Annotated in this window: 10 protein-coding genes; 5 read left to right on the top strand and 5 right to left on the bottom strand. The window is 75.6% G+C overall.

The features are described 5' to 3' along the window. Positions 1-522: RsbRD N-terminal domain-containing protein (locus ACFV4N_RS16705; RefSeq protein WP_499673416.1), on the bottom strand; the 522-nt coding region annotated here is incomplete at its 3' end. Positions 523-531: 9 nt separating this feature from the next. After that, positions 532-1,695 carry a PucR family transcriptional regulator gene (locus ACFV4N_RS16700; RefSeq protein ID WP_499673415.1) on the bottom strand — a complete coding sequence of 388 codons (1,164 nt, stop codon included), beginning with the start codon at positions 1,693-1,695 and terminating at the stop codon, positions 532-534. A 417-nt stretch (positions 1,696-2,112) separates the two neighbouring features. Between ACFV4N_RS16700 and ACFV4N_RS16695 the strand changes: the two genes are divergently transcribed. The 3 genes from ACFV4N_RS16695 (at position 2,113) to ACFV4N_RS16685 (ending at position 4,390) form a co-directional block, all read left to right on the top strand. Next, the gene (locus ACFV4N_RS16695) at positions 2,113-2,901 is read left to right on the top strand and encodes an MOSC domain-containing protein (RefSeq protein WP_499673414.1); all 789 of its coding nucleotides are present in this window, start codon (positions 2,113-2,115) and stop codon (positions 2,899-2,901) included. Between the two features lie 343 nt (positions 2,902-3,244). Further along, on the top strand, positions 3,245-3,856 hold the full coding sequence (locus tag ACFV4N_RS16690) for a DUF6801 domain-containing protein (protein WP_499673413.1): 612 nt from the start codon (positions 3,245-3,247) through the stop codon (positions 3,854-3,856). Positions 3,857-3,931: 75 nt separating this feature from the next. Continuing rightward, positions 3,932-4,390 (top strand): PaaI family thioesterase, encoded by a 459-nt coding sequence (locus ACFV4N_RS16685; RefSeq protein WP_499673412.1) that lies wholly within the window; start codon positions 3,932-3,934, stop codon positions 4,388-4,390. A gap of 87 nt (positions 4,391-4,477) precedes the next feature. Here ACFV4N_RS16685 and pdxR read toward each other — a convergent pair whose 3' ends face one another. Continuing rightward, complete coding sequence (pdxR, locus tag ACFV4N_RS16680) at positions 4,478-6,007, bottom strand: MocR-like pyridoxine biosynthesis transcription factor PdxR (protein WP_499673411.1); 1,530 nt, start codon at positions 6,005-6,007, stop codon at positions 4,478-4,480. 28 nt (positions 6,008-6,035) lie between these two features. On the opposite strand from pdxR, the gene ACFV4N_RS16675 reads away from it, so the two are divergent. Further along, the gene (locus ACFV4N_RS16675) at positions 6,036-7,097 is read left to right on the top strand and encodes a DMT family transporter (protein ID WP_499673410.1); all 1,062 of its coding nucleotides are present in this window, start codon (positions 6,036-6,038) and stop codon (positions 7,095-7,097) included. Continuing rightward, positions 7,097-7,804: a B3/B4 domain-containing protein gene (locus tag ACFV4N_RS16670; RefSeq protein ID WP_499673418.1), complete on the top strand. Its 708-nt coding sequence runs from the start codon at positions 7,097-7,099 to the stop codon at positions 7,802-7,804. The genes ACFV4N_RS16675 and ACFV4N_RS16670 overlap by 1 nt, the downstream gene beginning before the upstream one ends. A 13-nt stretch (positions 7,805-7,817) precedes the next feature. Here the strand turns inward: ACFV4N_RS16670 and ACFV4N_RS16665 are convergent, their stop codons facing one another. Beyond that, complete coding sequence (locus ACFV4N_RS16665; protein WP_499673409.1) at positions 7,818-8,249, bottom strand: hypothetical protein; 432 nt, start codon at positions 8,247-8,249, stop codon at positions 7,818-7,820. Between the two features lie 273 nt (positions 8,250-8,522). Next, positions 8,523-11,333: an AfsR/SARP family transcriptional regulator gene (locus ACFV4N_RS16660; RefSeq protein WP_499673408.1), complete on the bottom strand. Its 2,811-nt coding sequence runs from the start codon at positions 11,331-11,333 to the stop codon at positions 8,523-8,525. Positions 11,334-11,696 lie beyond the last annotated feature (363 nt).

Below are 11,696 nucleotides of genomic sequence, written 5' to 3'. Positions count from 1 at the left end.
GTCGACCGACCGCGCGTGGTCGAGGGCGACCGGGTCACCGGCCGCCAGCAGGTCGGCGAACCGCCGCACCCGGCCGGCCGCCGAGATCCGGTCCTGCTGCCCGGCCAGCAGGCCCGCGGTGTACGCGCGCTGCGCGGCCGGGGCGTGCGCGGCGAGCCACGACAGCATGCGCATGGCGTCGTCCAGGTCGCGCGGGCTGCACGCCTCGTGGATCTCCCGCAAGGTCGCCGTGGCGTGCACCGCCAGCACCTTGTCGTGGACGGCGCGGGACAGGCCGCGGCGACCGCGTTCCTCGCCCACGTCGGTCACCACCGCGAGGTCGCCCGCGGTCAGCGGCACGTCGGCGGTGACGCAGTCGAGGGTGCGGCGCCGGATGTGGACGGCGAACTCCACCATCCGGTCGTGGTCGGCCGGCGTGGTGGAGGTGGCCCGGTACTCGGGCAGCGCGTCGGTGCACAGGGCGACGACGCGCTCGCCGTTCTCCCCGGCGCGCCCGCGCAACGCGTCGAACAGGTCTCCCATGGCGCCCCGTCAGCTGTAGGCGCCGGCGAGGGCGCGGGTCACGGCCGTGCTCAGGACCAGGACGCCGCGCGCCGAGGCGGGGTCGAGCCCGGTGAGGTGGCGCACCCGGTCGAGCCGGTAGTCCAGGGTGCGCGGGTGCACCGACAGCGCCGCCGCGGTCCGGGTGCGGTGCATGTCGTTGCGGTAGAAGGCGTCGAGGGTGGCGACCAGGTCGGGGCCGTCCGCCAGCCGGCGCGCCGTCTCGCCCAGCCACGCGTCGACCGGCGGCACCGCCGCCGCGCCCAGTTCGGCGAACAGGTCTTCGCGGTAGCGCACCTCGCCGGCGCGGTGGCCCGGCGGCGCGACCCGGCAGACCTGCCGGGCCTCGTCCAGCGCGCCGCCCGGCGCACCGCCCGGGCACCGCGCCGCGCCGACCGCGCACGGCACGTCCACCCGGTCGACGAAGTCCCGCACCACCTCGCGGGTCCGCTCCTCGGCCGCCGCCGGCTCGTCCGCCCCGACCAGCGCGACGAACTCGGCCGGGTCCTCCCAGCGCACCGGGAGCCAGTGGCGCGCCAGCAGGTCGGTCAGGAGGTCGGCGCGCCCGGCGGCGTCCGGCGCCGGGCCGGGCACCCGCACCACGGCCACCACGACGTGCTCGTGCCGGGGCATCGCCAGCCCGGCGGCCACGTCGTCGGCGAAGGCGTCGCCGGCCAGCAGCAGCGACACCAGCGACCGCACGCGGTCCACCACGGGCCGCAGCGCCTCCTGGCCGCGCAGGTAGCCCCGCGTGTACGCGGCCTGCGCCACCGCGCCCTGGTCGGGCAGCCAGCGCAGGGCGTGCATCACGTCGGTCACGTCCCCCGGCGTGGCCGCCTCGTGGACCTCCCGGAGGGTGAGCGAGGTGTGCAGCGCGAGGACGCGGCGCTGCGCGACCGGCGACACCCCCGCCGCACCGCGCTCCCGGCCGACCGAGACCATGACGGCGAGGTCGTCCTCGCCGAACGGCCGGTCCTCGGCGGCGAGTGCGACGGTCCGCTCGCGGAGGAACAACGCGAAATCCAACAATCCGGTCCGCGACCGGGTGTCAGTCGACATCAGGTGGAAATCGGGCAGTTCCCGGACGTAGGCGTCCACGGCGCGCCTGCTGTGCCGGGCGACCATGCCCTGCCACCGGGCGAACAAATCCCCCATGCTCCCCCAACCCCCATGTCTTCCCAGCCGAAGCAGGGTCGCGCCGAACCGCTCCGAACGGGTACCGCCTAACGGCGCAAAACCCGCCTGAACAAAGGAAGAAAAGGACCCCGATAATTCTTCGCCGCGCGGATGGATCAGACCGCCCTCGCGCGCCCTTACCCATGCCCCCGCCGGCCCCGCCCTCGCGCCTGCCCTCGCCCACCCCCCTCGCCCGCCCTCGCCCACGGCCGGTCCCGCCCTCGCCCACCCCTCCCCTGTCCCCCTTCTCCCCCGAGCGCGCCGATCAGGGCGACGGGCCGCCAGAGCCGAACGCGGGCACGGGTGCCCGCCGGCCGGTCGATCCTCGGCCCGCGCATTCCGGAATTCGGGAAATACCGGGGTGGATCGCGGCGCCGGGCCGGTACGTTGAACCGCATGGCGACCGTTCACGCGCTGACGTTGTACCCGATCAAGGGGTGTGCCGGGGTCGTCGTGGAACGGGCCGAGGTCACCGCGACCGGGTTGGCCCACGACCGGTTGTTCGCGCCGGTCAAGCCGAACGGCGACGTCATCTGGCAGGGCGAGGCGCCGATGCTGGCCACGATCCGGTGCCGGGTGCTGCACGACGGCGCGAAGCTGGAGCTGAGCGCGCCCGGCGCCGGCGAACTGGTGCTGGACGTGGCGGTGGACGGGAAGACCCACCCGGCGGGGGTGGAGAGGTGGCCCGGGTCGGGGATCGACCAGGGCGACGAGGTGGCCGAGTGGCTGACCGGCGTGCTCGGCAGGCCCGCCCGCCTGGTGCGCGAGCCGGCCTGGTCGAGCCGGGGCCGGGACGAGGTCGACCCGAACGCGCTGCTGGTCCTCTCGCTGTCCACCCTGGACGGCCTGAACGCCCGGATCGCGGAGCGGGGCGCCGACCCGGTCCCGATGGACCGGTTCCGGCCCAACATCGTGGTCGACGGGTGGCCCGAGCCGCACACCGAGGACCGGGTGCGCCGAATGGCGGTCGGCGGCGCCGAGGTCGGCTTCGGCGAGCTGGCCATCCGCTGCGCGGTCACCCTCGTCGACCAGTCCGCCGGGGTCCGCGTCGGCCCCGAGCCGCTGCGCACGCTGGCCGACTACCGCCGCGAACCGGACGGCGTCAGCTTCGGCCTGAAGGCCGCGGTGCTCAGCCCCGGCCACATCGCCGTCGGCGACGGCGTCACCGTCACCGAGTGGCGCTGATCCCGCGCGCGTCCCGGAACGCCCGCGACCACACGCCGTCGTAGCCGGGCCCCCGGCTCCCGACCACTCGGACCCCCTCGCCCTCGCAGGCCCTCCCGCGCGCCGACCCCGGCACGGGCACGCCCGCCACCAGGCCGGCCAGCCCGCGCCCGGACGCCGCGGGCAAACCCGTTCGCTCCGTGACAAAAACGAACAACCATTTTGTAGTCCGGCTTGAGAAAGCTACTCCACTCGGGTTCGATACTTGCCCGATCGGTTCACGGAAACGTACATTACTGGCGGGTACACCGGCGATCCGCCGCCGCGGCCACCATTTCCGCACAATCTCGACGAGGAGATTCGCATGCTGAAACTCAATGCTGCTTCGCGCAGGGTCCTCGGGGGTTTCGCGACGGCCGCGGCGGTCGCCGGCACCATCCTGACCGCCGGAGCCGGCGTGGGCCAGGCGGCGACCGCGTCGCTGACGCTCGTCTACAACTGCCCCTTCCCGCTGATCGGGGCGCAGGACATGAGCGTCAAGATCGACGTGGCCAACCTGCCCGCCTCCGCGACGGTCGGCACGCCGATCCCCGGCACCACCGTGATCGCCACGGCGACCGTGCCCGCGAGCGCGACCCTGGGCCTGGCGCTGGTCGGCGCCAAGACCGTGGAGGGCACGGCGAAGGCGCAGACCACCGTGAACAACGCGGGCACCGCCGTCCCGGTCACCGCGAACCTGAACGTGGCCAAGACGAACGTCCCCTCGTCCGGCGCGTTCAACACGATCGCGTCCGGCGGCACCGCGCCCCTCACCCTCACCAAGGCCGGCCTGACGACCATCACGGTCGGGAACTTCAGCACCACCCTGACCCCGCGCAAGGCCGACGGCACGACCACCGGCCTGGGCACCTTCACCTCCAACTGCACGCTCAAGCCGAACCAGGTGACCAAGCTCTACCAGTTCACCGTCTCGTAATCCCGCTCCCCCGGTGGGCCGCCCCGCGCGAGGGGCGGCCCACCGGCGTTCCGGGGCGCCACCTACCTTGGGCGGGTGACCAGCATCCAGGAACGCCTCTACCCCGACCTGCCGTGCTTCGGCTGCGGCCACGCCAACCCCGACGGGCTGCGGCTGCGCAGCTACCCCGGCGCGGACGGGGTGGTGACCGCCACGTTCACGCCGTGGCCCCAGCACGACAACGGGCTCGGCTTCCTCAACGGCGGCATCATCTGCACCGTGCTCGACTGCCACAGCGCGGCGGCGGTGATGCTGGAGGCCGAGGCGAAGGGGTGGGAGCCCCTCGGTGACGCCGCCCTGTCCTACGTGACCGCCGGGCTGGACGTGCGCTACCTGCGGCCGTCCCCGCTGCACGAGCCGGTGGAGCTGCGGGCCGCGGTGCGCGAGGCGTCGGAGGCGGAGATCACCGTGGACGTCTCGCTGGTGTGGGACGGCAAGACCCGCGCCGAGGCGGGCGCGCGGTGGAAGCGCTGGCGCCCGCGACCCGCGAACTGACCGTCCGAAGAGGACCGGGGACCCGCCCGGACCGGTTCCCCGATGGGCGGCTCCCCCTCGCCCCGCGGTGTGCCACGAGTGCGCCCGTCACCGTCGCGGTGGCACAACTCCTCTTCCCCGCAACGGTTCCCCGCGCCGGCGCAGTCCGCCCAGGACCTCGCCGAGCACGGCCACGCCCTCCTCGATCACGCCCGCCGCGTTGGCCGCGTAGCCCAGCACGAGCCCCGGTTCGCCGTCGCCGTGGCGGTGCCAGGACAGCGGGTGCGCCTTCACGCCCCGGGCCAGCGCCGCGGCGGCCACCTCCACGTCGCCGACGCCGGCGTCGAAGGTGACCATCAGGTGCAGGCCGGCGGCGGCGCCGTGCACGCGGGCGCCCGGCAGGTGGCGGTGGAGCGCGGTGATCATGGCGTCGCGCCGGGCGCGGTGGCGGCGGCGCAGCAGGCGCAACTGGCGCTCCAGCTCACCGGTCTCCATGAGCCGGGCCAGCACGAGCTGCGGCAGCACGGCGTTGCCCAGGTCGGTGTCGCGCTTGGCCGCGACGACGGCCTCGTGGTAGCGGCGGGGCGCCAGGAGCCAGCCGGTGCGCAGGGCGGGCGCCAGCAATTTGGACACGCTGCCCGCGTAGCAGACCCGGTCGGCGCGCAGCGACCGCAGCGCGGGCACCGGCGGCCGGTCGTAGCGGTGCTCGGCGTCGTAGTCGTCCTCGATCACCAGCCCGCCCTCGTCGGCCCACCGGACCAGCTCGCGCCGCCGCCGGCCGTCCAGGACGACGCCGGTCGGGAACTGGTGCGCCGGCGTGAGCAGCACGGCGGCCGCGCCGGACGCCCGCAGCTCGTCGACCCGGATGCCGTGGGCGTCCACGGGCACGGGGTCGGTGGCCACGTGCCAGTTGTGGAGCTGCTGCCTGGCGCCCAGCGAGCCGGGGTCCTCCACGGCGACCCGGTCGACGCCGTCGCCGCGCAGCACCCTGGCGAGCAGGGCCAGCGCCTGCGCCACGCCCGCGACGATCACCACCTCGTCCGGGTCGGCGCGGACACCCCGGTTGCGGGCCAGCCAGTTGGCCACGGCCAGCCGGAACGCGGGCACGCCGCGCGGGTCGCCGTAGCCGAAGTCGGAGGCCGAGAGGGTGCCCAGCACCGCGCGTTCGGCGCGCAGCCACGCGGTGCGCGGGAACGCGGCCAGGTCCGGCACGCCCGGCGACAGGTCGATCCGCGCGGTGGCCGACCGCAGCGCCTCGAACACCTCGGTGCCCGGCGGGGCGGTGAACACGTCGCCGGTGGGCGGGGCAGGCGGCGGCGCGGGTGCGGCCTGCGGGGACGAGACCGGGGCCGCGACGACGACCGTCCCGCCACGGCCGCGCCCGGCGACCTGGCCGTCCTCGGTGAGCCGCTGGTAGGCCTCGGTGACCACGCCCCGGGACACGCGCAGCTCGGCGGCCAGCACGCGGGTGGCCGGGAGCCTGCTGCCGACCGGCAGCCTGCCGTCCGAGATGGCCTGCCGGAGGCGGCCGGTCAGCCATTCCGACAGGCCGCCGACCGGGGCGTCCGCCAGGTTGAGCTGGAGGAAGTCGGCGCCCGTTGTGGACCTGTCGAGTGGAGTGGTTTTGGACCTGCTCACCGGACCATTGTGGCGGCAGGGTGGGGCCATGCACACAGCCACCACAGCGGCGGGTACCACCGCGCTCCACACCGCGCCCCACACCGCGCCGACCGGCACCACGCCGATCGGCACCGCGTCCGCTGGCACCTCATCAGCAGGCACCCCGTCGGCAGGCACCGCATCCGCCGGCACCACGTCCGCCGTCACCACCCCGCCCGGGGCCCTCCCCTCCCGCCCGCCGCTGCGCAACCTCGCGGCGGGCATCGCCGGCATGGCCCTCGTCGGCGGCAGCGTCGGCGTGTCGCACACCCTGGTCTCCGCGCCGCTGTTCACCACCCAGGCCGTCCGCTACCTCGCCGCGATCGCGATCCTGGCCCTGCTGGCGAGGGCGCTGCGGGTGACCGTGGTGCGCCCGAGGGGCCGCGAGTGGCTGTGGTTGACGGGCATCGCGGCCACCGGGCTGGTGCTGTTCAACGTCGCCGTCGTGCGCGGGGTGGCCCACGCCGAACCCGCCGTGGTCGCGGTCGCCGTGGCGTGCGTGCCGGTACTGATCGGGGTGGTCGGACCGCTGCTGGAGCGCCGTGCGCCGCAGGCGCGGGTCCTGCTGGCGGCGGCCGTGGTCACCGCCGGGAGCGTGGTGGTGGAGGGCGCGGGCCAGGCGGACGCGGAGGGCGTGGCCTGGGCTGCGGTGGCGATGCTGTGCGAGGCGGCGTTCACGCTGCTGGCCGTCCCGGTGCTCGCCCGGCACGGCGCGTGGGGCGTGTCGCTGCACTCGGTGTGGTTGGGCGCGGTGATGTTCGTCGGGCTAGCGGTGGCGACCGAGGGCGTGGGCGCGGTGACCTCGCTGACCGCCGGCGACTGGGTCGCGATCGCCTACCTGGCGGTCATGGTGACCGCGGTGGCGTTCGTGCTGTGGTACTCCACCGTGGCCGCGCTCGGGTCCGGCCGGGTGGGTCTGCTGACCGGCGTGGCCCCGGTGTCGGCGGCCGTGGTGGGCGTCGCGCTGGGCACGCGCGTGCCGGGTCCGCTGGTGTGGGTCGGGATGTCCGTGGTGGTGGCGGGCCTGGCGTTCGGCCTGTGGGGCCGGCGGGGCGGGGAGGGTTCGTGATGTGGTTCCGGCACTCGGCCGAGGTCCGGCGGGACTTCCCGGAGCTGGCGGCGGGCGTGGTCTCCGTCGAGGGGATCACCCCGGACGTGCCCGTCGATTCGCGGGTGGACGCGTTCGGCGCGGTCGCGGCGGCCAGGCTCGCGGGCGGCCCGGAGTCCGGCTTCCCGGAGGTCCGGGCGTGGCGGCGGGTGTTCGCGCGGATGGGGCTCAAGCCCACGCAGTACCGGTGCGCGTCGGAGGCGCTGTTGCGACGGTACCGGGTGGACGGCGCGCTGCCCCGGCTCCACCCGCTGGTGGACCTGTGCAACGCGGTGTCGATGGCGTTCGCGATCCCGGTGGCGGTGCTGGACGTGGCGCGGGTCGAGGGGTTCCTGGAGGTGCGGTACGCCCGGGGTGACGAGGTCTACCACACCTTCGCGGGCGGCACGGAGCACCCGAACCCGGGCGAGGTGGTCTTCGCCGACGCCGCGAACTCCGCCCACGCGCGGCGGTGGACGAACCGGCAGAGCGGGCTCTCGGCGGTGCGGGACACCACCGGCGCGGTGCTGGTCGTCGCCGAGGCGGTGCATGGGACGGCGGCCGCGGACGTGCGGGAGCTGACCGCGACGATCGCGGCCGAGGTCGGCGCGCTCTGGTCGGTGGAGCCCCGGCACGCCGTGCTGAGCGCGGCCGAACCCCGGTTCGACTTCGGCACGCGGACGGGGTGAGGGCGGTGCCCGATCACCCCGCCGACGGCGCGGCGATCGGGTCGACCAGCCAGCGCCCGTCGTCCTCCGCGGCCCGCCAGCGGGCCCGGAGCCCGGTCGCGTCGGCGATCACCAGCACCGACCCGTCCGCGCCCGGGTCCGGCTCGACGGTCCACCGCCCCCGCGGCGAGCCGGCCCTGGCCACCACCGATTCCGCCACCGCCGCGCTGTCCTCGGACAGCGGCTGCCCGAACAGGCGCGCCAGCGACTCGTGGTCGCCCTCGTTGAGCGCCACCTCGCACGCCCGCGCCAGCTCGGCGGGCGACGCCGCGCCGCGCTCCGGTTCCCGCGCGATCACCACGGCGACCAGGGCGCTCCAGGCCAGCACCACGCCCACCACGACGAACCGCAGCACGTGCGTCATCGCGGACCCCGGTGGGCGGCCCTGCGCCGAGGATGAACTCACGGCTCCATCCTCCCACCCCTCCCCCGAGGCGGCAGGGGAGCCGGCTGACCGCGGGTGGTGCCGGGGCGGCGGCCCGGGAACGGCAGCGCCCCCCGGCGAGCCCTCGGCCCGCTCCCGGGCACGCCACTCGGCCCACTCCGGGGCAGCGTCCCCGGCACGCCGCTCAGCCCACTCCCGGACAGCGGTTCCCGGCGAGCCCTCGGCCCGCCCCTCGGGCAGCGTCCCCGGCGAGCCCCCGGCCCGCCCCTCGGGCAGCGGTTCCCGGGACACGCGTCAGGCCCCGGCCCCCGGGACGCCGGTCGAGGTGTCGGGCAGGGCGTCGAGTTCCCGCCGCACCCGGTCGGCCTCGTCGGCCCGCTCCTGCGCCCGGAACAGGTCCAGGGCCTCCTCCCACGCCGCGCGGGCCTCCTCGTGCCGCCCGAGGGCCGCGAGCGGGTGCCCCAGGTGTTCGAGGGTGTCCCCGACCTGCACGGTGTTGCCGATGTCGCGGAACAGCACCAGCGCCTGCCGGTAGTGCTCCACGGCCTGCTCGTGCCGCCCGGTCCGGTGGTCGGTGTAGGCCAGGCTGTCGAGGGTGTCCGCCTCGCCCTCGGGGTTGCCGTGGCGGCGGTGCAGCTCCAGGGCGGCCCGGCAGTGCTCGCGGGCGCGGTCGTGCTCGCCGTTCTGCGCGGCGTACCAGCCGACCATGTTCAGCGCGTTGGCCTCCCACGCCGGGTTGCCGAGGGTGCGGTAGAACTCCAGGGACCGGGTGGCGTGCTCCAGCGCCCGCGCGTCGTCGCCCCGCCGCGCCCACGTCCAGGCCAGCACCTGGTGGATGTGCGCCTGGGTGCCGGGCTCGTGCCGCTCGGCCAGCGCGAGCGCCCGGTCCAGCTGCCCGACCGCCTCGTCGTGCTGCCTCAGCGCGGCGTGGGTGCGGCCCAGGAGGCGGTGCACGCGGATGCGCGCGGACGGGTCGTCGAGCCGCTCGGCGGCGACCAGCCCGGCCCGGCAGACCGCGAGCTGCTCGGCCAGGTGACCCCTCCGGTTGTGGAAGGTGGTGAGCGCCCAGGCCAGGTGCCACGCGGCCCGGTCCCACCCGTGCGCGACGGCGGTCTGCTGGGCGGCGAGCAGGCAGGGCTGTTCGAGGTCGAGCCAGGCCAGGGCCTCTGCGGTGTCCGCGGGCACGCGGGGCTCGACGTCCGCCGGGTCGAGCGGGACGACCTCGCGGTGCGGGTCCAGGCACAGGTCGGCGGCGTGGGCGGTGTGCAGGTAGAAGTCGACCACGCGCCGCAGCGCCGCCGTCCGCTCGCCCTCCGGCCGGCCCCGGGCGGTGTCGGCGGCGTAGGCGCGGATGAGGTCGTGGGTCGAGTACCGGCCGCGGGCGTCCCGGGTGAGCAGCGACGCCTGCTCCAGGCCGCGCAGCGCCCGCCCGACCTCGACCGGTGACAGCCCGGTGAGGGCCGCCGCCGCGGGCAGGCCGATGTCGGGACCGGGCGCGAGGGCGAGGAGGCCCAGCACCACCTGCTGCTCGTCCGTCAGCGCCCGGTACGACCAGGACAGCACGGCGGGCAGGCTGGCGGCCGGGTCGCTGTCGGCCAGCGCGTCCAGGCCGAGTTCGCGCAGCTCGGCGGCGAAGGTCGCCAGGGGCAGGTCGGCGTGGGTGTGCGCGCGGGCGGCGATGACGCCCAGCGCCAGCGGGAACCCCTGGCAGAAGCCGACCAGCTCGTCCACGGCGCCCGCCTCGGCCGCCACCCGCGCGGCGCCCAGCCGGCGGACCAGCAGCACCCGCGCCTCCTCGTCGGTGAGCACGTCGAGGTTGAGGTGGCGCGCGCCGTGGGCGGTCATCAGGCCCAACAGCCTGCTGCGGCTGGTGACCAGCACGGTGCAGGAGTTCCCGCCGGGCAGCAGCGGCACGACCTGGCCGGTGTCGGCGGCGTTGTCCAGCACCATGAGGATCCGCTTGTCCACGACCGTGCTGCGCAGCAGGGCGGACTGGGCGTCCGGGTCGGTCGGGATGCGGCCGGGGTCGACGCCGAGCGCGTCGAGGAACCCGCGCACCGCCACGGACGCCGGCATCGGCTCGCTGTCCGGGCTGAACCCGCGCAGGTCGACGAACAACTGGCCGTCGGGGAACCGGTCCGCGTGCTCGTGCGCCCAGTGCAGCGCCAACCACGTCTTGCCGATCCCGCCCGCGCCGCCGATCGCGGAGATCACCACCGCCCCGGCGGGCGCGTCGTCCAGGGCGGCGGTCAACGCGTCCAGCTCGTCGGCGCGGCCGATGAACGACCGGGGCGGGGCGGGCAGCTGCCGCGGCGCCCCGGAGGTGTCCGTGGGCTCCACGTGCGCGGGACCGCCGGACGGCCCCTTGAGCACGGCCGGGTCGGCGGCGAGGAGCCGCTGGTGCAGGTCCCGCAGCGCCAGGCCGGGGTCGGCGCCCAACTCGTCGGCCAGCCGCGCGCGCACCTGCTCGTAGTGGCTCAGCGCGGCGGCCTGGCGCCCGCTGCGGGCCAGTGCGAGCACGTACTGGGCGGCCAGGCGCTCGTCCAGCGGGTGGTGACGGGTGCGGGCGGCCAGCTCGGGCAGCAGGTCGGCGTGGCGGCCGAGCGCCAGCGCCAGGTCCGTGCGCTCCAACTCGGCGGTCCACCGCTCGGCGGCCAGGGTCTCCCGAGCGGCCTCGACCCACGGGGTGGACAGCCCCGTGAACGCCTCACCCCGCCACAACGCCAACGCCCGCTCCACGGCGGCCAGCCCGTCACCCGGGTCGGGGACCGAGCGGGCCACGGCGAGCAACCCGCGGAACCGGTGCAGGTCGACGCGGTCGGGGTCCACCTCCAGCGCCCAGCCACCCGAGCGGTGCACGATGGCCACGTCCCCCGTCCCGGCGAGCGCCGTGCGCAGCCGAGACACGTACGAGTGAAGATTCCCCTTCCCCCGCGACGGGACGTCCTCACCCCACACGCGGTCCAGCAGTTGGTCGACCGACACCACCCGGTTGGCGTCCACCAGCAACGCGGCCAGCACGCACTGCTGCCGGGCGTGCCCCACGTCCAACCGCCGGTCCCCGACCCAAGCCTCGACGGGCCCCAGCACCCTCAGCTCCACCACGACCGACCTCTCCTAGACACCACCCGCCCGCGGGTCAGGGATACCAGCAGGGGGAAGCGGAACGCGGACCGGTGCCGATCACAGGTCGTGGGCAAAGGGCTCGGACATCATCGCCGGCGGACGTCGGTGGCAGGTGGTAATCCTTGGTTCGGCGAGCACGGATCATGGCCATGACCGGGGACAATGCCGCAAAAGACAACACGTACGGATTAGACGAGCCAAGCACGGCATCAATGTCAACGGCTCAAACGTTAGCCGGAAATATGGAGGCGGCGCGGCGAAGGTGCCATGCGATGGCGGCGGCAGCGGTAGTGAGGTGTCATGCGGTAGCGACGACAGCGATAGGAGGTGTCATGAGGCCGT

Source organism: Actinosynnema sp. NPDC059797, assembly GCF_042732085.1.
GTDB lineage: Bacteria > Actinomycetota > Actinomycetes > Mycobacteriales > Pseudonocardiaceae > Actinosynnema.
Note: the sequence above shows the minus strand (reverse complement) of the source record. Positions and strands in the feature narration are given on the sequence as shown.

Excerpts from the sequence above, each read along its gene's own strand:
- ACFV4N_RS16700 (WP_499673415.1), bottom strand. The coding sequence starts at position 1,695 with ATGGGGGATTTGTTCGCCCGGTGGCAGGGCATGGTCGCCCGGCACAGC.
- ACFV4N_RS16695 (WP_499673414.1), top strand. The coding sequence starts at position 2,113 with ATGGCGACCGTTCACGCGCTGACGTTGTACCCGATCAAGGGGTGTGCC.
- ACFV4N_RS16690 (WP_499673413.1), top strand. The coding sequence starts at position 3,245 with ATGCTGAAACTCAATGCTGCTTCGCGCAGGGTCCTCGGGGGTTTCGCG.
- ACFV4N_RS16675 (WP_499673410.1), top strand. The coding sequence starts at position 6,036 with ATGCACACAGCCACCACAGCGGCGGGTACCACCGCGCTCCACACCGCG.
- ACFV4N_RS16670 (WP_499673418.1), top strand. The coding sequence starts at position 7,097 with ATGTGGTTCCGGCACTCGGCCGAGGTCCGGCGGGACTTCCCGGAGCTG.